This window comes from Flavobacterium sp. 11, assembly GCF_002754315.1.
Taxonomy (GTDB): Bacteria; Bacteroidota; Bacteroidia; order Flavobacteriales; family Flavobacteriaceae; genus Flavobacterium; species Flavobacterium algoritolerans.
Map to the genome: position 1 here is coordinate 912,991 of NZ_PEFE01000001.1, position 23,332 is coordinate 936,322.

Annotated in this window: 9 protein-coding genes; 3 read left to right on the plus strand and 6 right to left on the minus strand. The window is 36.9% G+C overall.

Annotated features, from left to right (window positions below):
* Positions 1-51: 51 nt before the first annotated feature.
* The 3 genes from CLV00_RS03980 (at position 52) to CLV00_RS03990 (ending at position 3,023) form a co-directional block, all read left to right on the plus strand.
* Positions 52-474, plus strand: coding sequence for a ribonuclease P protein component (locus CLV00_RS03980; protein ID WP_099713916.1), 423 nt, complete (start codon positions 52-54; stop codon positions 472-474).
* 108 nt (positions 475-582) lie between these two features.
* Entirely contained in the window at positions 583-2,217 is a 1,635-nt protein-coding gene (locus CLV00_RS03985) for a S41 family peptidase (protein ID WP_099713917.1), read from the plus strand.
* The gene (locus CLV00_RS03990; protein WP_099713918.1) at positions 2,217-3,023 is read left to right on the plus strand and encodes an OmpA family protein; all 807 of its coding nucleotides are present in this window, start codon (positions 2,217-2,219) and stop codon (positions 3,021-3,023) included. Before CLV00_RS03985 ends, CLV00_RS03990 begins: the two co-directional genes overlap by 1 nt.
* Here the strand turns inward: CLV00_RS03990 and CLV00_RS03995 are convergent, their stop codons facing one another.
* The 6 genes from CLV00_RS03995 to CLV00_RS04020 all read right to left on the minus strand — a co-directional run bounded on the left by CLV00_RS03995 (position 3,024) and on the right by CLV00_RS04020 (position 23,287).
* Positions 3,024-3,467, minus strand: coding sequence for a GNAT family N-acetyltransferase (locus tag CLV00_RS03995; RefSeq protein WP_099713919.1), 444 nt, complete (start codon positions 3,465-3,467; stop codon positions 3,024-3,026).
* A 49-nt stretch (positions 3,468-3,516) separates the two neighbouring features.
* The gene (locus CLV00_RS04000; RefSeq protein WP_099713920.1) at positions 3,517-4,494 is read right to left on the minus strand and encodes a DUF4837 family protein; all 978 of its coding nucleotides are present in this window, start codon (positions 4,492-4,494) and stop codon (positions 3,517-3,519) included.
* Positions 4,495-4,542: 48 nt separating this feature from the next.
* Entirely contained in the window at positions 4,543-6,603 is a 2,061-nt protein-coding gene (locus tag CLV00_RS04005) for a LysM peptidoglycan-binding domain-containing protein (protein ID WP_099713921.1), read from the minus strand.
* A 289-nt stretch (positions 6,604-6,892) separates the two neighbouring features.
* Positions 6,893-8,080, minus strand: coding sequence for a phosphoglycerate kinase (gene pgk, locus CLV00_RS04010; protein WP_099713922.1), 1,188 nt, complete (start codon positions 8,078-8,080; stop codon positions 6,893-6,895).
* 170 nt (positions 8,081-8,250) lie between these two features.
* Positions 8,251-9,222 (minus strand): type IX secretion system membrane protein PorP/SprF, encoded by a 972-nt coding sequence (locus CLV00_RS04015; protein WP_099716225.1) that lies wholly within the window; start codon positions 9,220-9,222, stop codon positions 8,251-8,253.
* Positions 9,223-9,268: 46 nt separating this feature from the next.
* The gene (locus CLV00_RS04020; protein ID WP_099713923.1) at positions 9,269-23,287 is read right to left on the minus strand and encodes a T9SS type B sorting domain-containing protein; all 14,019 of its coding nucleotides are present in this window, start codon (positions 23,285-23,287) and stop codon (positions 9,269-9,271) included.
* Between the last annotated feature and the right edge of the window lie 45 nt (positions 23,288-23,332).

Genomic DNA, 23,332 nt, shown 5'->3' on the forward strand with positions numbered 1-23,332 from the left:
ACGTTTAATCGTAACTTTGCACGTTAAAATCTATGTCTTTTTTCTATTAAAATGAACTTCACTTACCCAAAAAACGAAAAGCTAAAAAGTAAAATAACCATTGGATTATTGTTTACCGAAGGGAAATCAGTATCTAAATATCCGTTGCGATTGGTGTATAAAGCCGGTTCTTTTGGCAATCCCGAAGTGTTGGGAGAAAAAATAAAAATGGGCGTTTCAGTTTCAAAAAAGAATTTTAAGAAAGCCGTAGACCGCAATTATTTCAAGCGTGTGTTGCGCGAAACCTATCGCCTGAACAAACACTTATTGATTGATAATCTGGACCAACCGTATTCATTTATGTTTTTTTATCAAACGAAGGACCGATTAACGTACGAGGAAATTAATACCAAAACCATTCAATTGTTTGAGAAGTTTATTGCTCAAAATATTAAAAAACCAGAGTCAGAAAGCGATTCTATTTCTGAAATTTAAACATTTGACATGTTCTAATTAAACAAAGTTGCGTTTAGATTTAGTCCTACATAATTATTTGGTGATTTATTCTTATTTTAGTGGCCTCAAATTTAGTTAATTAAACCTATGAACTTCTTCAAAAAAAAATTCATAATCCCCGTTGTCGCTTCGGCATTTCTGTTTATTGGTGCTAGTTTCAAAGACGATTTTTTTGAAATCGCCAAGCAAATCGAGATATTCACGACCCTTTTCAAGGAATTGAACCGAAATTATGTCGATGAAACGAATCCTGGTGACTTAATGGATAAAGCCATCAAAGGCATGTTAGCTAATTTAGACCCTTACACCGTTTATTTCAACGAACAAGATGTGGTGAGATTCAAGATAAACAACACTGGAGAATATACTGGAATAGGTGCTTTATTGACTCGGAAAGAAGATAAATTAATCGTCAAGGAAGCCTATAAAAACTTCCCTGCGGATAAAGCGGGTCTTAAAGCGGGTGACGAAATTACTCAAATAGGTGATGTATTATTATCTGATTTCAAAGAAGATGCTTCACAGCTTTTTAAAGGTGCGAAAAATACAAAAATCGACATCAAATACATCCGACAAGGAAAAATGAGCACCACTCAAATTGTCCTTGACGAAGTCGAAATCAAATCGGTTCCCTTTTTTGCAAAAATAGACGACAAAACCGGATATATTGTATTGTCACATTTTAATAAAAAAGCGTCATTCGAAACTAAAGAAGCATTGGAACAATTAAAAAAAGACGGTGCGGAACGAATTATATTGGATTTGAGAGATAATCCGGGAGGACTTTTGAATGAAGCAGTGAATATTTGTAATTTATTTGTTCCAAAAAACGAGATTATTGTTACTACAAAATCAAAAATAGAAAAACACAACAGCACCTATAAAACAACCAAAGATCCTGTAGACACTGAAATTCCTTTGATTATTATTGTGAACGGCAGAAGTGCTTCGGCATCAGAAATTGTGGCTGGCGCTTTGCAGGATTTGGATCGTGCTGTGGTGGTAGGAAGCCGTAGTTTTGGGAAAGGATTAGTTCAAAGACCGGTGGATTTGACCTTCGGAACACAACTAAAAGTAACCATTTCACGCTATTACACGCCGTCAGGAAGATGCATTCAAGCTTTGGATTATACCCGAAAAGATACAAATGGGAAAGCCATAAAGACCGAAGAGAAAAACTACAATGCTTTTAAAACCCGAAAAGGGAGAACCGTTTATGATGGTGGCGGTATTCAGCCCGATGTAGAACTGGAAGAAGCAAAATCAAGTCCAATTACGGATGCTTTGATAAAAAATGACGGAATTTTTAATTACGTAACTAATTATTATTATAAAAATCCCGATTTAGGAAACCGTATTCCTACCATTACCGATACTGATTTCTTGGATTTCAAACAGTTTTTAAAAGTGCAAAAATTCTCTTTTGACACTGAAACAGAACTCGCTTTGAAAAACACTTTGGCAGTAGCCAAAAAAGAAAAAATAGAGGAATCCATCCTTACAGAATACCAACAATTGCTTACTGCACTTCAAAAAAGCGAGAATGCATTATTGGATAAAAACCAAAAAGAAATTAAAAATCTGATTTTGGATGAAATCATTAAACGCTATCAATACCAAGAAGGATTGTATCAATATTACATCAAAAACAATTCAGAAATTAAGAAAGCAGTGAGCATTTTAAACAACAACTCTGAGTATAAGACTATTTTAAAAATATAATGAAGAACTTATTTAGTCTACTCTTTTTGCTTACTTATAGTTATTTATCCGCTCAAATTAAAACCTCAGAAACCGTATATTTTGAATTTGATAAATACAATCTTTATACCGACCAAGTACAAACTATAGTCAATTTTATAAAAAGAGTCGATACTACAAAAGTCGAGTCCATACAGATTTATGGCTATTGTGACGATAGAGGCGATAATGATTACAATTATAAATTATCAGACAACAGAGTAAAAACCGTTCAAGATATCCTGACTTCCAATGGTTTTAATAAAAACAAAATTGTTATTATCGAAGGGAAAGGTCGGGTGATTTTAACAACTGATGCTTTTGAAAATTTAAATGAAACCCGTTCCAAAAACAGACGCGTTGATTTACTCCTTGTAAAGAAAAACAGTTTTGGAAAAGGAATTTATAACTCCTTTCAGGACAACCACAAAGTTGGTGACCGAGTCTACTTAGACAATATTCTATTCCCTTTGGGAAGCAGCAAATTAACCGCACAATCTAAATTGGAATTAGACAAAATTTCAAAAATTTTACAAAAACAGAAAAACTTACAATTCGAAATTAAAGGACACGTATGTTGTACTCCAAACTATTACGATGACGCCATAGACAAAGACAGCCGCGAAAGAAAACTTTCTTTGAATCGGGCCAAAAGCGTATACAAGTACCTCATGTCTAAAGGTATAAACAGCCTTAGAATGAAATATATAGGATGTGGAAACAAATTCCCTACGGGTTTAGGAGAAGCGTTAGACCGAAGAGTCGAATTCCTTATTGTGAAAATTTAATTATTCTCTTTTCATCTCAATATGCGGAATATCATCTTCCAGATACATTTCGCTGGTTTGCACAAATCCGTGGTTTTCGTAGAATTTTTTTAGATACAACTGCGCTCCTATAGTGATTTTGCTTTCGCCAAAATGATGCGCAATACCTGCAATTGATTCTCGCATTAAGTCATGCCCCCATTTTCTGTCACGATAATTAGCATCAACAGTTACTCTTCCGATAGAAGCATTGTCAAAACTGATTCCGGGTTTGAATAATCTGGAATGAGCCACAATTTTACCTTCAAATTCGCCAATAAGATGTAATGCTACTTTATCTTTCCCGTCAAGATCAAGATAAACGCAATTTTGCTCCACTACAAAGATCTCACTTCTTAATTGTAATAAATCATATAGTTCGTGAACCGTTAGTGCGTCAAACGCCTTAATTTTCCATTGTAACATCGTGCCTGTTTTTATGTTTTTTGTATCGTACAAATAAAAGAAAATAAGATTATCTTTTCAATACATCTACTGATTTTATGATAGATTCCAATTCATGCATGAGATCGCGTTTTTCTTTAGACGGTGCATAACAAAAACCTTCTAAAACCAGAATCCGATTGTATTCCTTATCGACAATGGCATAATTGATAAATGGACCCGACATGAAATCATTATTTAACTCCCAAGTTCCCTTAGTTTCATAAGTTTCCTTATCATCAAGAGTTATCTTGGAAAGATACGGCGCGTAAGCCTCTTCAGTAATCATAATAGTGTTGGGCTCAGTTCCACTGATGTATAATTTCCCGATTGAATCTCGCATTTTAATAATACTGGTGATTAAATCAGCCTCTTTTTTTATGGTGCTTAAAGGAACCTGATAAATTAAAAGACTGGTGTTTCCTCCAATGATTTCCTTTTTTAACCACATAAAATTGCTTTTGTGAAGCACGTATGCGTAACCGGAAGGAGCCTGTAATGTGATGTGGAATTTATTCGAAATTACTTTTGGGTCAATATGGGATTGACCATTGATTCTCTGGCTTTCGGCTATTTCTGCCTCCTTGATCAGCTGAATCATTTTGGGCGCATTTTTTTCAATGCCTGCTATAATATCTGCACTTGTTTTGCCGGAGATGTGAAATACATTCTGAGGAGATGCATATTGATCTTTAGCAATCTCAAATTTATTTACTTCTCCTTTTTTTACCACTATAATCGCCCTGGTATCCGTCATGAAACCTTCCAAAAGCTTAACTGGATATTGATTGATGTTGAACAGTGGTTCTTCCTGTGGCAATCCAATTACCGGAGATGCAAACTTGTTTCGAATGCTGTCCCCTACATCACCATTCCATAACTGATCGTCAATAATAACTGAAATAGTATTGATTTTACCCGATGTTTTTCGTGGCAAAGATTCATTTTCCTTTTTACAGGAAAACAACATCAAAGAAATCAGAAGAAGTAAAAAATGGGCTTTATTCATTGCTATTCAATTATAAAATAAAACCCAAATTTATAGAAGTTTATCGTATTATCCGTTTATTTTTAACTTCATTCCGGGCTTGAGTTCTTCACTGCGAATACCGTTCCATTTTTTTAAGTCAGAAATGGTTACTCCTGGATATTTTTTAGAAATGCTATACAAGGAATCTCCTTTTTTCACATAATAATCAATCGCCTCTTTCTTAGAAGAATCAGTGATATTCGTTTTTTTCTTGAATGAACTTACCGTTGCTTTATTGGTATTGATAACTATTTCATCTTTGGCTACAATTAAAGTGGCGCCTATGCCAATCGTATTATCCTGCAAATTATTCCATTGTTTTAAATCTGCTAATGAAGCACCGAATTTTTTAGCGATATTCCCTAAATTATCTCCTTGCAAAACAACATACTCAATGTCTTTTCGTTCGGGACCTGAAACTAATTCTTCTTTACTGTCTGACACTTTTTTTGCAACCTGCAATGAAGCTCCTAATTGCACATTATCATTGGAAAGGTGATTCCATTCTTGGATTTCGGCAATAGTAACATCATATTTCTTGGCAATACTTCCTAAATTATCTCCTTTTTGAACCACATAAAGTGCAGATGCATTCGATACTACTGTTTCTGGTTGGGTAGTTTTTTTAGTTTTTTCTTCCTTATTGGCTTTCATTTCAGAAGCAACTATTCTTTCATTGCTCGAAATTTTCTCTGATGATACCAATTCTGTTTTAGGTTCCTTCTTTAGAGTTGTCAAATCAGCACCAATAACTATTTTTAAACTTTTTCCATAAGCCAAAGCATTACTTTTAAGTTTATTCCATTTTTTTATGTCTGAAACATCAACGTCATATTTACTGGCAATCATACTCAGATTATCTCCGCGTCTTACTTTATAATAGGTTGTTTTGGGCAGTGCAATCTTCTGAATCGTGTAATTCGCAGTATCCTTTACAGCAAGGGCTTTTTCAATCTGAAATGGCTTTTCACGTTTGTCTGATTCATATTGAGTGTAGGCATAAATCTGAGCTTCATTAGACGCAAAAACGGCTATTTTTTCTTGTGGTAATCTCAAATAATGATTTTGATCATGATAAAACGGAATCACATTTAGCTTGTATGACGGATTCAAAACCTGCAATTGCGCCACTGGAACATCTAATAAATCTGAGATTTGCTTGAACGTCATTTGCTTCTTGATCATAATCGTATCTGTGGCAAAATGCTTTACTGCGGCTCTGTTAGGAACAATTCCGTGTTCTTTATGGTATTCATAAATGTACATTGTAGCAAGAAAAGCAGGTACATATCCTTGTGTTTCTTTAGGAAGATTTTTTCTGATATTCCAATAGTTTTGCTGTCCTCCAGAACGTCTAATGGCTTTAGCAACATTCCCCGGACCAGAATTATAAGAGGCCAAAACCAAATCCCAATCGCCAAATATTTTATACATATTTGTCATGTATTGCGCCGCGGCTTCACTGGCTTTCAAGGGATCGCTGCGTTCATCAACATAGGAATCAATTTTCAACCCATATTGTTTTCCGGTTTGATACATAAACTGCCAAAGTCCTGTAGCACCCATTTTAGAAACTGCTTTTGGATTCAAAGCTGATTCTACAATCGCCAAATATTTTATCTCCAAAGGAACATTTTGTTTCGCCAAAGCTTCTTCAAAAAGCGGAAAATAATATTCTGATGTGCCCATCAAGCGCTCAAAAGATTTCTTTCTGTTCTTTAAAAATGATTTAATGATATTTTCCAGACCTTGATTGTACTCAATATTGAAAGGTGATTTGGCATCCATTGCCGCCAATCTTTCTTTCAAAAGGGCTGTAGGCAATTCATAATCCACTATTTGGTCAATATTAATGTTCTTAATATCCTCGGATAAGTTGTTGTATAAATCTAGGTTTGTTAATTCTTTCATCCACAAACTGTCAACACAAGATGCTAAGTCATCTTTTATGAAGGTTTTCTTGATGGAATCTAAATAGGATAATTTTGTTTCTACTTTTACAACGTCTTTATTTACAACTGTTTCTTGCGAAAATAAATGCACGGATGCTAATAGAAAAAACGATAAGGTGGTATTTTTTATATTCATATTTTTACGATCAAAGACCTATATTTCAAATGATTACAAAGCTTGTTTTTACAAACTTAACAGGTTTAAACTAAAAAATTCTATAAATATTGTTAAAAATGCAATCTTTCGTTCATTTGTAAAGAATTTTGACCGGTTTTAGAGGCAAAAAACCCTTTAAAAAATCAATTCTTGAAATTTAATGCAAAAAAACCTTAGCGGTATTATTTACCGCTAAGGTTTTCATTGAATTCTGATACCGTTTATCAATTTGAAATCATTCAATTCTAACGGTTTTTATTTCTTTGTATTAGTCAAGAATAGCTGCTATTCCTGGCAATGTTCTACCTTCAAGCATTTCAAGCATAGCACCTCCACCAGTTGACACATAACTCATTTTGTCTTCCAGACCAAATTGTTTTACAGCTGCTACAGAATCTCCTCCACCTACAAGTGAGAACGCTCCGTTTGCAGTAGATTCAGCAATAAAGTTCCCTAAAGCTATTGTTCCGTTAGCAAAACTTTCCATTTCAAAAACACCTAATGGTCCGTTCCAAAGGATTGTTTTAGAATCCATAATTACTTTTTTGAAGTTTTCCAAAGATTTTGGTCCTGCATCAAGTCCCTGCCATCCATCAGGAATTTCTTTTACATCAACTATTTGAGTATCGGCAGTATTAGAGAAATCATTTGCTGCTACAACATCAACCGGAATGTGAATTTGAACTCCTTTTTCCTTAGCCAATCTTAATATTTCCAATGCCAATTCTTGTTTGTCATCTTCACAAATAGAATCTCCAATTTTACCTCCTAATGCTTTCACAAAAGTAAATGTCATTCCACCACCAATAATCATGTGGTCCACTTTGTCCAAAATATTCTCGATAACCGTAATTTTAGAAGAAACTTTAGATCCACCAAGAACTGCTGTTACCGGTTTTTCGCTGTTTTTCAAAACTTTGTTCAAGCTTTCAATTTCTTTAGCCAATAATAATCCGAAACATTTCTCTGTTGGGAAAAACTGAGCTATAATTGTAGTCGAAGCGTGTGCTCTGTGTGCAGTTCCAAAAGCGTCGTTTACATAAATATCACCAAGTGACGCTAATTCTTTTGCGAAAGCAACATCACCAGCTTCTTCCTCGTCATGAAAACGTAGATTTTCTAATAATAAAACTTCTCCAGCTTGTAATTTTTCTGCAGCAGTTTTAGCTTCCTCACCAATACAGTTTGAAGCAAACTGAACAGGTACTCCAAGTACTTCTGAAGTTGTTTTCAGGATATGTTTCAATGAATATTTTTCTTCAACACCTTTTGGTCTGCCTAAATGTGACATCAAAATTACGCTTCCGCCTTGAGCAAGAATAGCATCAATTGTAGGTTTTGCGGCTTCGATACGGGTTGCATCTGTTACATTGAAGTTTTCGTCCAAAGGCACATTAAAATCAACACGTATTATTGCTTTTTTAGTTGCAAAATCAAAATCGTTTAAAGTTTTCATTAAGTATATTTTTAGTTTGTTTTTTTTGAAAGAATAACAAATATAGAACTTTTAAATTATTATTAAATTTGAAAAACTTAGAAAAATATAGCTTTTACCAACGAAATCGTTGTAAATTAATAGTTAATGCAATTTTTTATATCAAAAACTAAGAAAATAAATAAGAATAATCAATCGTGAACCGGACTTTGCGTACAAGGACAGTTGCTGATTCCTGCCAGAAAATCAAGTCCAATTGTAACAACATGGGTTCCTGAGTTGTATGCCATCAACTGATTCAGGGTAAGTTGATAAGAATATCCAAAATAAAAATTAGACTTCTTGAAACCAACCATTGGCCCTAAATTTAACGGTTTGAAAAACTGATCATTCAAAAAACGATAGGAAATTCCAGCCCAATAATAATCCTCATACTTGTTGAATTGTCTGTATTTTATATTCACATCCGTACTGGAACGTTGGTCACTGGCAAAATATTGATAGAAAACGGATGGCTCATATTCAATCCTGTTATTCGTGGGACTTTTAAAAACATATCCGGAGTAAACCTGATAATTTCTTAGTAATACCGGCTCAACTCCTGAAAACTTATCGGCATTTTTATTTAAAATATTACTGGCATTAAGACTCAAATAAAATGATTTATTTCTGTACAATGCACCAATATCAAAGTTGTTATTGGATACAAATCGGTTGTCCGTGATGCTTGGATCCAGAACAGGAGCTTCGTATGTTGTATTGAAATTATTAATGTCTATTTTAAAGTTATTAATGTTATATGACATCCCAAAAGACAAGTATTGTTTTGAATAATAATCTAGTATTAAGTGATGTGCAAAGGATAGTTTAAGTCCAGTTTGTCTGGTGTTTCCATTGCTGTCATTGTACAACGATATCCCTACTCCTGATTGATCCGCAATTCTAAAATCAGCATAAACGGACTGATTATCCGGAGCGTCTTTTATGCCAACCCATTGCGTAAGTCCATTGGCTCTAATTTTCAGGTTATCACCAATACCTGCGAATGTTGGTGATATTACAAAATGATTGTCTGCTAAATATTGTGTAAAAACAGGCAAATTTAACTCCTGACTGTAGCCCGAAGTTACAGTCAAGAGAAGGAGTACTATTATTTTTTTCATTTGGATCATTTTAATTTGGGACAACTTGATCATCAGTGTTTATTTATTATCTGTAAAGGGTAAAATGACCTACAAACTCTCGAGCATCTTTCAAATCATTCAATTTTAAAACATACCAGTAATCTCCGGAAGGAAGTTCGTTACCATTGTATTTACCATCCCAATATTGGCCAAGGCGATAGGTTGCTATTTTTCGACCGTATCTGTCAAAAATATCGAATGTCAAGTCTTTATAATTGATTGTACATCCGGGAGCCCATCCATCCATTACTCCGTCACCGTTTGGCGTAAAGTAATTCGGGATACAGACATCGATGTACTCAAAATATCGGGTAGCTGAAACCACACAACCATTTGAATCTGTTACCTCAACGGTATAATCTCCCGATTTATAGATGATAAAAGTATTCTTGATTCCATAGGATTCCCCGTTAAGCGTATACTGATATCCGCCACCACCGCCAGTTGCCGTAGCTACAATTTCGTTTAATCCTCCATCGTTTAAAACTAATGCCAACGGATCAACTTGTACAATATCAAAGCTGGCTGTTCTTTTTATACATCCATTTGTATGTCTTACATCAACATAATGACCTGTTCCTGGAGCCACATTTGTAAATACATTGCTCGTTTGATAAGATGCTCCATCCAGTGAGTAATCTACATCCGTTAGGTCTGTTATACTAGCATCTACCGTTACGGTAACCGTATTGCTTGCCGCATTATTTACACAACTGTAATCAATGACAGCAATTGGATTTATTCGTATTGATTCCGGCAACACTTCAGTCCATTCTGTATTACAACCTAAGTTGTCACGAATATAAACGGTATGAGCACCTCCTGTTAATCCTGTAAAATCAAAGTCGGTCTGAGTAGCTGTACCCGTTGTATAAGTTCCGCTTGGATTGTCTAAGCTTACACTATACGGAGCCGTTCCACCTGAAATTGTAATGCTGAATTCTCCGTCTTTATCCTCTTCACAAACTTCAGGAATTATAGACGATGGATCGGTTACCACACTTATTAGGTCTGGTTCATTTATAGTGAAATTAATTTTTATATAACATCCTAATACATCTTGGACAATTACATCATAAGTACCTGGCGCCAGTTTATCAAAAATAGTATCGTCAACAAACTGGTTTAAATTTGGAGATATAGCATATTTGATAATACCGGTTCCTCCAGAAGCATTGATTTCAATTGATCCGTTATTTGCTCCATTACAGGTTACATCACTAACTGTGAAAGGTGCAGCTAATGGTGCCAACGGCTGGGTAATCGTAATAATAGATGACGTTGTTGTACAATCACCACTATCTACTTTTACTTGATAATTTCCAGCAAAAAGCTGGGTGAAAACACCTGGACTGGCTTGAACAGCAGTAAGAGTGTTTCCAGATGCGTCCTGTAGTGTATAGATATAATTTCCAAGTCCTCCTTGCGCAGTTGCAACAATAACACCCGTATTGTCTCCTGCACAATTAATAACCGCATTTGTCTTATCTAAATTGATTATTAATGCTGGCAATGGATCAATCTTGATTTGATTAGAAACAGTAGCAACACAACCATTGGCATCCCTAACATAATAAACATACGTTCCTACTGGCACCGGAAAGGTTACCGATGACACAAACGAACCTAAAATTGTGGTAAACGCCGCAGAGTCGCTATAGGTATAAAGTCCTGTTCCACCCGTTGCACTCAAGGTAAGTGTTGTTTGTGTTAAACACGTTTGTGTTGTTGCCACTACTAAATTAGATTTCACCTCTGTTGGCTCAGTGATAACAATAGCAGCTGAAGTTGCTGAACAACTGTATCCATCTGTTACCGTAATCGTGTACGTTCCTGCTCCTAAGCCACTAAACACAGGAGAAATTTGTGGTCCTGATGCCGTTGGCGGAGTAACAGATGTCGTATTCAAGGTGTATAAATAATTAGATCCTTGACCGCCTGTAGGCAAATCAACAGTAATCGTAGCATTTTTATCTCCTTTACAGTTTAGTATAGTAATATCTGAACTTGCTGTTACGGTAATTGGTGTTGGAACCACAAGTGTTACAGTTGTTGTAGCCACACATCCTTTACTATCTCTGACATTTACTGTATACGTTCCTGCTGTTAAATTGGCAAAATTACTTTGAGAAGAATACGCTACAGTCATTGGTCCTGTTAATTCAAACTGATAACCTCCCGGCCATCCGCCAACAGCTGATGCGGAAATACTTCCATCATTATTACCTGTAACACATGTTATTGCAGTATGGGTTTCGGCTATGGCCAAAGCTGCTGTAGGTTGCATAATGGTAAAGTTTTTACTTACTGTACAAAACGGACTATTCGTCAATGTAGCTGTAATAGTGTATGTGCCAGCTGCCAAAGTATTAATGGTTATTGGTCCCGCAGTTGCTGCTGTCCCTGCAGTAACCGAATTACCAAGGGCATCAACTATCGTATAATTGAAAGGCCCGGATTGATTCGGATTAGTGGCTGTAATTACTCTGTCCACAAAAGTGACATTAACACTACCGTTATTTCCATTGAAACAAGTCACATCAACAATAGTGTCTATTGTAAGTTCGAAAGTATTTGGATCATTTACATAATGCACACTTTGTATGCTACATCCTGTATCTAAATTTTCAACTATAATCAGGTAATTCCCAATATTTAGTCCAGTGAAAATTCCAGTCGCATTGGTGAAATTATAATTAGCTCCAATTACTCCTGTTGTCGCATTAGAATCAGCTACAGTATATTGCAGATTCGTTGGTGTTCCTCCGATGCTGCTTACCGTAACCGTAATGTCTTCTAAATTGGTACAAGTAATTGCATTGTTAACCGCTACATTCGCTTTGTCTAAAGCAATAAATGGCGCAATCGTAATTACAGATGGCGCAGTGCCAATACAACCTTTATTATCGTAAACATTTACGGTGTAACTACCGCCCAATAAATCAGATTCGGTATACGTATTGTTCGCACCAAACTGAACTACTATTCCGCCTTTTATAAATTCATAATTGGCGTAAGTCCCAGAACCTCCAGTTACCCCAGTTACAGTAATCGTAGCATAATTAGTTGCATCTGAGCCTGTATTACAACCATATTGAGAAACCGTTGGAGCAGGAACTGTTATAATAGCCGGCTCGTCAACAGTTATGGTTTGAGTGGCCTCACAACCTCTTCCTGAAGTCACATCAATTGTATATGTTCCGGCAATCAAACCACTAAAAACAGTTGAAGTTTGAGTGGTAGCACCTCCATCAATACTATATGTGTATGTTGGATTGTCATTTACTCCTACCGCAGGAGTAGTCATAGAAGCAGTTATACTTCCATCGTTTCCTCCGTTACAAGTCACATCAACTTTTGAAAGCGCAAAACCAGTGATTGGAGTTGCCGCTGCCAAAATTACCGAAATAGACTTGGTACAATTTGTTGTAATATCTCTAACGGTTACTGTATGTGTTCCTGCAAAAATGTTAGTAAAGTTTGCGGAAGCTTGATATGTTCCTGAGTCTATACTGTATTCATAATTACCCGAACCTCCAGTAGCTAAAAGCGTTGCTGTTCCATCGCCATCAATACAAGTTGGTAAAGCCGTAATAGTAGCCTGTAATTGTAAAGCAGGCAAGATAACAACTAAACCTGTCGCTGTTGTCGAACAGCCATTAGCATCTTTTACAATTACATCATAGGTTCCTGGTATATTTACGATAAAGGTTGGACTCGTTTGGAATCCGCTTCCTATACTAAATTCATACGGACCTACACCTGTTGCTACATTTACGGTAAAAGTATAATCGCCTGTTACGCTTGGACATTGACTTAAACCAGTAACCGTTATTCCTGTTGGAAGTGGATCAGTTGCAATAGCGATTGTTAATGGCGTTGTAATTACACAATTATTAGCATCTTTCACATACACATCCCATGATGTTGCTGTAGCCGGGTTTAAAACAGCTGAAGCCGAAGCAGAATAAGTTCCTGCCGGATCTCCGCTTATTACATACGAATAACTGTATGGAGCAACACCTCCTGAAGCAGTCACACTTACTTGAGCGCCAAAATTACAATTGGCATTAATAAATGGGTTTGCTGTCAAAGCTAATGGAGCAGGTTGCGAAACATCAATAAAAGTTGTAGCCGTACATCCTGTTGTTTCATCAGTTACGATAATCGTTTGTGTACTTGCAGCACTTAATCCTGATACTGTTATCGTTGGATTTGTTTGTCCGGTAATAACTGTCGTTCCTCCGTCTAATGAATAACTGTACATTCCTGCAAAGTTTCCTACTGTAAACAATACTTCTCCATTGGCTCCCGGATTACAAGTCACATCACTAATTAATTGACCCGAAACAGTGATATTCGTTACCGGATTAACAGTGTGTGACTCTTGGTAGGTACAGAAATTAGCATCCGTTATCTGGAATAAATAGGTTCCCGGTAAAAGTCCCGCAAATACTCCAGTACCACTTGATGTACCTGATGTTAGGTTATTATATGTAAAAGGTGCTATCCCTCCTTGTCCCGCAGGAACTGTTACTGTTACCGTAGTTGTTAGTACAGAACAAGTAACAGCAGGTGCTGCAAAATTTAAATCTCTTGGAGCATCCAAAGCCGGAATATCAACACCATTATCTAAAATAAAAATACAACCGTTAGCATCTTTTACATAAACATCAAATGTGATTCCTGTATATGATTGATAGGTAGGTGTTGCTGTATAATTTGCACCTCCATCAAAACTATAAGTATACGGAGCAGTACCATCAATTCCACTTACAGTCACTGTTGCTGGTTGTGCTGCATTCCCCGCACCGCATACTAATGCTGTAGTAATGGATGAAGTTGCCGTTAAATCGTCTGGCTCTGTAATGGTGATTGGCAATGAAGCCAGCGTACAATTCTTAGCGTTACGGACGGTAATAACATAAGCTGTACCAGCTGTTAAACCTGTAAATGAATTCGAAGATTGAAAGATTCCTGCACCCAATTGGTATTCAAAAGGCCCAACTCCAGAAGTTACATTCACCGTAATCGATCCGTCATTCCCACCGTTACAACTTACATTAGTTACTGTAGTGTTAAATACTGTGGTTGGTATTGGATCTAAAATAAAAGTTGTAGTTGTTTGACAAATTATTGAATTATTCGCATCCGTAACTCTGAAATCATACGTTCCCGCTATTACTGCAGGATATACATTGGTAGCCATAGCTGTCCATGTTCCACCGCCATTTGTAGAAACTTCATAAGTATAATTTGCAGACGGCGTTGTATATCCACCTGTTGTAGTCAAAGTAATTTGTGCATTTGGTGTTGCTGTACAATCCAATTCTTTGGTAAGAGTTGCACTTAACTCCAATTGGTCTTTTACTTCATACGGTACTGTAGCCGTACAACCATTTCCATCTTTAATTACTAAATTATAAGTTCCAGATGCATTAAAAGTAAAACTAGGACTTACTTGGAAAGCGCTACCGTTTACGCTATACATTTCTGTACCGGCTAAATCCAGATCAACAGTTCCTGAAATAGTAATTGTAAACGGATTCCCATCATAACAAATAGCAGCTGGTGTATTTATGGTTGGATCATCATCTTTAGAGATTGTTACAGGAATTGTAACCCTACAATCATTGGCATCCCTTACTACTATATCCCAATTTCCGGGAGCAACATAATTTAAAGTCAACACATTACTTGTTCCAAAATCACCTGCTATTGGTGTAAATCCAGGCGCACCAGCAGCATATTCATAAGGCCCGGTTCCTCCTGTTGTAGTTAGCGTTATTTGAGAACCCAAATCACAATTAGCATTTACTTGAGCCGTAATGCTTGAAGCAAGTACTTGAAGAGGCTGAGTTATGCTAAATGGTATAATTGCAGAACAAAGTGTACCGGTGGATTCTGTTACTTTCAACAAATAATCCCCTGGAGGTAACGAAGTAATAGTCCCTGATATTGGTCCTCCCGCAGTTCCTGTTATAGCCCCACTAATAACTGGGGAAACCGGAGCATTAGTCAATGCGTCTAATATTTCGTAATTTATAGTTGTTACTGAAGTATCAAAACTACTAACTGTGAAATCTAAAATACCATTATTGGAACCTTTACAAGTAACATTTTTTATGCTATCTATATTTACTGCAATAGTAGATATTGGCGGTATAATAACCTCTAATATTGATGTACAAAGATTAGCATCTTCAACTTGAAAATAATAAGTGGTTCCTTGTAATAAATTAGTAAACGTCCATTGATACGGAGGAGTATTTATGGCTGGTGAGGTTGTTGTCGGTTGTCCAAAAATTGAAAATTTATAAGGAGCAACTCCTCCAGAAATAACTTCCAGTTGAACCGTGGCACCATTAACACAATCACTACCTACAATTACAGGCGCAGCCAAGCTAAGAAATGGTGGTGTTTTAATTCTTTGTTTTAAGCTTTCATATTCGCATCCTTTAGCATCGACTATTGTAATATAGTAATCCCCAAAAGTTAATCCGGCGAAATTATAACTTGTCGCTGCTGTTGTTCCAGATGTTGCTAATTGTGTAAAAGTATTACTATACAGAGTATATGTAAATGGAGCGATCCCACCTGAATTAATTGTTGCAAGTAAGCTACCCGGAGTATTTGCGTTACAAAGTATGTCTGTTATTGCAATCGAAACATCAATTGGTGCTGGATTATCAAGTATAATTGTTCCTGTCGCATCGCAACCTTTTTTATCTCTGACAACATAAGGATAACTTCCCGAAGCTAGTCCTCCAAATACATTAGTAGCAACAAAAGTAGTTCCTCCGTCAATACTATACGTAAAAGGCGCTTCACCGGTTAGGGCTGTTAATCGAATAGAACCATCTGAAAACCCATTACATGTTGGGTCTACTTTTACAAAAGAGGCCGTTACAGGTACAATGGCTGTTGTTGAAATTACATTACTTTCTTTGGTACATCCATTAGCATCCGTAATTTCAAATTGATATGTATTTGCGGTTGATGTGCTAAATGTAAACGAGGTTCCTCCAAAAGGAATTGGCGAACCAATATAAGAACCCGCTCCAACTTTTACACGATATCCAAATGGAGCTTCTCCTCCAGTTACCGAAATAGTCATACTAGCATCCGTAGGCGCAGGAAAACAAGTGTTGTCTTTGGTTAAAACAGCCGTTACAATCATAGCCGGATAAACAACAGTAGGTGCAGCTGCTTGAGCGGTACAACCATTCTTATCTTTAACAGTAACCGTATATGAACCTGGAGTAACTGTAAAAGTTGAACCGGTTTGGAAAGTAGTTCCATTGATACTATATGTTAAAGGTGCTAATCCAGTGCCCGAAGCAGTAATTGTAAAATTACTTCCTGAACTTGTACACTGATTGTTTACACTGGCCGTAACAATTGGTAAATCATCTGTAATCACATCTACTGTAGTGATTACGATACAGCCTTTAGCGTCTTTTACATAAACATCCCAGCTTAAATTTGTCGCTGAGTTCGTGTCAACAGTTATGATATTACTGCTGTTGTACACTGAAGCTATTGGAGCCGTAGAGCCTGCAATTACCGCTGCGTATAAATAATTAGCGGTACCTCCTGAGACCATTACCGTAATTTGTGAATTGTCATTGTTACAATGCACATTAGTGGCACTTGTTGAAGGTATGGTTAGAACTGTCGGTTCTAGTATTGTAACAGAAGCATTCGCCGTACAACCCGTAACCTCATCGGTTATCAAAATTGCGTATGTTCCTGCAAATTGATTGGTCAAATTAATCGTTGTTGCCGTTTGTCCCGTAATAGTTGAACCTCCATTAATACTATAACTATACGTTCCTGAAAATCCAGAGACAGTATATCGAACTGATCCTGTATTTCCAGCATTACACAATACATCGCTCAATTTACTTCCAATAACAGTGATTGGCGTAACTGAATTTACAACATAAGATTCTGAGAAATAACATCCATTTGCATCGGTAACTTTAAAAATATAAGTTCCCGGCAATAATCCAGCAAAAACACCAGTAGTATTTGAAGCTACTGAAGCTGCCGGCGAAGTAATGGCATAAGTCAATATTCCTACTCCATTTGTGGCTGTAACTTTAACTGTCGTTGTTGGCGCCGTACATGTTATTGGTGCAGCCGCAAAACTTAAATCAGTTGGTGGATTTAACTTTAAAACTGTAATCGTGTTTGAGTACACACACCCTTTTGCATCTTTTACGGAATACGAAATTACTTGATCTGTTCCGTTATCATTTATCGTTAAGGTATTGACATTGGTATAACCGCCACCATTAAAACTGTATTGATATGGAGCTGTTCCTGAAGTAGGAACCGCTATGGTTATTGTTGCTGATTGTTTCGTATTGGTCGCACTACAACTAAATGCGGTTGCACTTGCTGACGTTACTAAAGCAGTAGGTTGTGTTAAAGTAACCGTTTTTGTAATAAAACATTCTTTACTGTCTTTGATATAAAAAGTATGTGTTCCGTTGCCTAAACCTGAGAATAATGAACTCGAAACATACGTAATTCCATCGCTGCTGTAAGTATAAGGACCTACTCCTCCTGATGGAACTATTTGTACTGAACCATCAAATGCACCATTACAAGAAGGGTTACTATTTGTAGTTGTCGCTGTTATCGGAGTTAAAGAATTTACCGTTGCAGTAGCAGTAGTAATACATCCTTGAGCATCTTGTATTTGAAATTGATACGTGCTTGCAACTGCTGTTGTGTATGTAAAAGTAGTTGCTGTTGGTTGGGCTATTGTTCCTGGTCCAGTTCCTGAAAGTACCGTTATTACAAATGGAGCATTCCCTCCAGAAATGGTTCCTGATATTACAGCATTTGGATTACCTGTACAATCTAATGTCTTAGTAGTGGTAGCTACAGTAGTCAGTTGAGGTGCAATACTAACAGTAATAGCCGGCGCAGTACAACCAAAACTGTCTGTTACCAATACCGAATGATTCCCTGCACTTACAGTATTGAATGTATTGCTGTTTTGAGCCGGAGCACCATCTAAACTATAGGTATATGGTGCAGTTCCTCCTAAAGCATTTACTACTAATGAAGCCTGATTTAAACTATCAAAACATAAATCGGAGCTTGCGTCCAGTGATGCGGTTAAAGTTGGCGGAGCCAAAACAACAAGTGCATCAGCATCATCGGTACAATTATTAGCATCATACCCACGAACAATGTAGGTTCCCGGTGCAACATTTGTAAAAATACCGGTATTCTGAGATGGTTGAACATTATTGCTTCCTGTTGCATCCCATAATTCATATCTATATGCTAAAGTTCCTCCTGTCGAACTGGCCGTAATGGTTGCACCCGAAATACAGGTTGCAACTTTAGTTACAGTTGCTGTAGTGATTAATGCCGTTGGCGCAGTTATAATTTGTGTAAATGGTTTTACACACGTTCCAGTTGAGGTAGCATCATAACGAATTTGTAAATTATATGTGGCATCTGCTAATCCTGTGATTGTATAAGGAGAGGTCATTTGGGTAAACCAAGTCACGCCATTATTAATAGAATATTGAAACCCTTTTGTAGTATCAAAATTTTGGGCAGCGATTGTGATTTCTCCATTATTAGCACCGGCACAAGTTACATTCTTAAATCCTGTGATTGAAGCAGTAAAAGCTTCATCAGTAGGAATTATTACAGTAAAATCTTTGGTAGTAATACATGATTTTGGTAATTGATATACCGTGATATCATCAATTAAAGCATCATTCCCGGAATATAGTATACTTCCAGAACGTATTTTAAATGTCAAATTAGTATTATTACCCGGATTTAGAGACAACGATTTTAGATTCCAAATCTCATTATTAGCAATTTCACCAGTTGCTTGTGAAGCTACTACTGCTCCTGAACCATCGACTAACTCTATAATGAAATCCGGTTTAGCTCCAGTTCTAGAAGTCCTTATTAAGTTAGCAAGATACAAATCAACTTTTACGTCTTGATTTGGAATAATATCAACAATAGGTTTACTGTATAGAACCCCATAAGGTCCTGCAGCAGAGCCGATATTAACCAATAAATACCTTCCATTTACATTCGTTCCATTACTTGTATGATCTTTAAAGTGATACCAAGCCCCTGTATTATTACTTGTTGGGTCATCAGATCTCCAAAAAAAGCTGGCTACAGAATACTGATTGTCTTCGACTGATCTAGTACCACAAGCATAAGGTGCTAACACATGTTGATCATTAAAACAATAAGCACTAGCAATCCCCGAAGTTGTAGTTGGTGCTCCAGATCCAAAATCTTCTTTCAATAAATTACTATAAGTTGGAACACTTAATAATGTATAGGAAACACTTACTGTATGCGTTCCAGAAGGCACATTTGTAAAAACATTTGACGGTATGTTCGCATTCAGAGTACCATCCAACAGATATTGATAACTATAATTGGCTCCTCCATTATTTGTTACAGTCACGGTACTGGTTGCAGTACCATCACAATTGAAAACAGCATCTTCAACCTCAATAGTTGGTTCAACCGGTTTTGGGTCAATGATGATATTTGGCATGGCATAAATACAACCATTAGCATCTTTTATATACACCGTGTACGTTCCCGGAGCCAAGTACGCTTCATTAGTGGTTATCCAAGTAGCTTGATTGTCAAAACTATATAAATAATAATTTGGTGCTGGAAAAGGTGTCCCGCCTTGTGGGTTGGTGATTCTTATTTTCCCTTCCCCCAAAGGTCCGCAACCGGCTAATTCAGAAACTCCCGCAGAAGCCGTTAAAGCTGTTGTTGGTTGTGTTATCGTGATAACTTCAGCTGTAGAAAAACAGTCTGCACCCAACAATGAATATTTAAGAATCGCCGTATAAGTTCCTGCACTAAGGTTAGAAAAAGTTGGATTTGCCACATAGGTAACGCCATTATCAATACTATAGGCTAAAGTATACCCATTGGCATTTGTAACATTAAATTTAATTTCTCCCGTAGTGTCATTGTAACATAGAATATTAGTTTGACTAACCGTATAAACTGGCGGCGGAATAGCAGCTACCGTAATTGTAGTTGTGGTCTTGCAGTTTTTACTGTCAAAAATGTCTATAGTATAAATACCTCCCGGAGGCAATGGATTTGTAACCGTAATTTGTGGCGTGTTTTGGAAATCGGTTGTGCTATTTACATAATACGTATATGGTGGCGTTCCTCCAACAGGATATACTGTAATTTGCCCATCTGTACAAGTCAATGGTTTAGTCAGTGCCGAAGTTGCTGTTAATAAAGGTGGTTCTATTATTTCAATATTTTCCGAATAATCACAACCATCTTCAGTCCGAACCCTCACAGTATAGATTCCCGGATTTAAACCCGAAAATTCATATTCACTAGCCATTATTGGACCTACACTGTTGACCAATGTTCCCCCTTGGTGAATGCTAAAATAATATTGTGGACGTGCGTCATTAGCCGCCAATTTTATCGCTCCTTTATCTCCATTACAAAGTGGCTGACTGACAAATTTTGAAACCGTAAAAACTCTATTTCGGATAAGAATATCAGGAACAGTAAAAATACATGGATTGGTAACTACCCCAACTTGTTTAATATATACCGTATAGGAATTGGGCGTAGCAATAGAAAACACGTTTGAGGTTTGATAAGGACCGGCAGCATTCAAACTATATTCATATCCTGCAGGAACACCTCCAACGGTTATTTCTCCAAGGGTGCTACAGATAATATCTCTGGTGGTAACTGTTGGGCTTAAAAGGTTTTGATACACATTAAAATAAAAAACACTGTAACAGCCTCCTACATAATTTATGGTAACCCTATATTGTCCGGCAGTATTTGCCGTATAATCCGGACCCGTACCAACTTGGTTCCAGGTACATGCTGAACTTTCATTCGCACAATTATCAACAGTAACGGCTGGACAGCTTGCCTCGTTTAATTTTTGCCAAACAATCGATGCCGCATCACTAATCCCAGTAGTAATTGCACGGGTAGCATTGGCACCACACAGGAAAATATTAGGCAGTACTTTTCCGTTGTTCGGACAAATAGGCAATAAATCTGCAAAAGGGATAACTGGATTCGTAATGGTATTACCATAAGGAACAACGGTAATCTTTTCATTAATTGGCAAACAGGTACCCGAAGGGGTGTTTTTTACATAATAAACCCCGGTTTGAGTGGCTGTATAGGTTTGAGCGGTTCCAATAACCGGTATTCCTGTTGGACTTGTTGACCAAGAATAGCTGGCATATCCATCTGAGGCGGATAATACTACACTGGCTCCACACAAGACTTCGGTTCTCTCAAAGGTACAATTGGAAATATCTACTAAAAAATTAGTTGATTCAGGCGAACCTAATTTACAAGCGGTCGAAGCAAAACTCCCCTCTTCTTCAAATGTATTGGTATTAATAATACCGCTATAAGTTGCAAACGCCTGGTTCATGATCACATTCGAACAAGCATCACTCAACATGTTACAATTGGGTACGACCTGTATGTTTAAGCGTATGGTATAAAGGGCTCCATTGACTAATACGGAACTGTTTGGGATTGTAAAAATAATGGTCCTTGTAGCTGGATCATAGGATTGTAATGTTGCTCCTCCTGAATTAGTATAATCGATATTGGTTAGAGGATTAAAGACTATATTCTCTGGCAGTACATCTTTTATCGTGAAATTATTCACATTATCATTACCAACATTTTGATAACTAATTTCATACGTTAAAGACTGTCCTAAAGTAACATTGGTTCCACCAATGTCAACTCCCGAAGTATTCTTTACCAGTTTAGTCAGGTCTATTTTTGGCGCAATGATATCTACAGCATAAGCAGAGAAAAATAGAAATACCGGATCCGCTTGACCTCTGGCCACTTGCAATGTAAAATCGGTTGATGTTTGGTTATTTTTTATATACTCCGGATTTGCTCCTACCACTTCCAATACACCGGTATCATATCCCAAGGTATTGGATCCGGAAGGATTTCTTGGCGTTTGAACTCCATTGGTATTTTCAATCGTAGAGCTAAAAAACTTATTGGCAGATCTTAAGGGAGTCGTAACTTCCTTAGTGCCAAACTCCAGTTTTGTTCCCCCTTTAGGTTTATCTCCATCCAAAGCAGCATAGGCAAACTGTAAATCTACAGGACCTGATGGAGGAGTTATAAAACCTGTAACCGGAATTTTTTCAAAATGTGAATCATAAATATGGCTAAATCCATCAAAAACATTAAATGATTTCATGTGAAGGCTTGGGTCTTCATAAACCACAAAAAGAGTCCATCCGGCTGATAATCCGGTGGAGCCATTAGAACCCTCACCGGCAATTACATTAGCCACCGTATACGTTCCCCCTGCACTTGACAAACCACTCAATAAACTGGTCACATCAGCATAACAGGCATACGGTTTATTCGCATCTGGAATTATGGGAGAACTGTTGGCATCATAAATGAGTGTCCCATTAATATCGCTATATGTGGAAGCCCCCGGCAATTTTAGCTTTACCTTATTGATGTCTGTCCTACTACCACTTTGAAGCATTGCTCCCCAATACAAAGCAGCATAGGAAACCCTATAACAGGTGCTTAACGTCCCGTTTATTTGTGTAGGAACTGAAAGGTCTGCACTACTGGAACTGAAAGTACTGGTATCAGAATCAATATCGATATACTTCATCGATATATCCTGATTGGATTTTGTATTATCGTTAAAAGGAAGATTGTCTTGGCCCAAAATATTATTTCCCGCCACAACCATACTTCCTCTGATATCTATCTTTTTTCGTATAGCAAATGTCTTGTAGGTTTGAGCATAGGATGCCTCACTCAGCAAAAACATTAGCAGTACAAAACCTGTTTTTAAAACAACAGACTTTTTGAACACATTCAATAATGAAATCCTTTCTGATTTAATCGTATGAGTGAAAAATAGAGACGCAAAAGAAAGGGCAGATTGCCTTAATACAATATAATTATTTGCCACAAATAATGCAGCAATTAGTAGGTAGTTTTTTAATTTCATTGGGGTAAAATTATTGTACCAGGCAACATTGCCTGATGGTTTTTA

Bases quoted from the DNA above. Each gene is read 5' to 3' on its own strand.
- CLV00_RS03980 (WP_099713916.1), top strand. From the start codon at position 52: ATGAACTTCACTTACCCAAAAAACGAAAAGCTAAAAAGTAAAATAACC.
- CLV00_RS03985 (WP_099713917.1), top strand. From the start codon at position 583: ATGAACTTCTTCAAAAAAAAATTCATAATCCCCGTTGTCGCTTCGGCA.
- CLV00_RS03990 (WP_099713918.1), top strand. From the start codon at position 2,217: ATGAAGAACTTATTTAGTCTACTCTTTTTGCTTACTTATAGTTATTTA.
- CLV00_RS03995 (WP_099713919.1), bottom strand. From the start codon at position 3,467: ATGTTACAATGGAAAATTAAGGCGTTTGACGCACTAACGGTTCACGAA.
- CLV00_RS04000 (WP_099713920.1), bottom strand. From the start codon at position 4,494: ATGAATAAAGCCCATTTTTTACTTCTTCTGATTTCTTTGATGTTGTTT.
- CLV00_RS04005 (WP_099713921.1), bottom strand. From the start codon at position 6,603: ATGAATATAAAAAATACCACCTTATCGTTTTTTCTATTAGCATCCGTG.
- pgk (WP_099713922.1), bottom strand. From the start codon at position 8,080: ATGAAAACTTTAAACGATTTTGATTTTGCAACTAAAAAAGCAATAATA.
- CLV00_RS04015 (WP_099716225.1), bottom strand. From the start codon at position 9,222: ATGAAAAAAATAATAGTACTCCTTCTCTTGACTGTAACTTCGGGCTAC.
- CLV00_RS04020 (WP_099713923.1), bottom strand. From the start codon at position 23,287: ATGAAATTAAAAAACTACCTACTAATTGCTGCATTATTTGTGGCAAAT.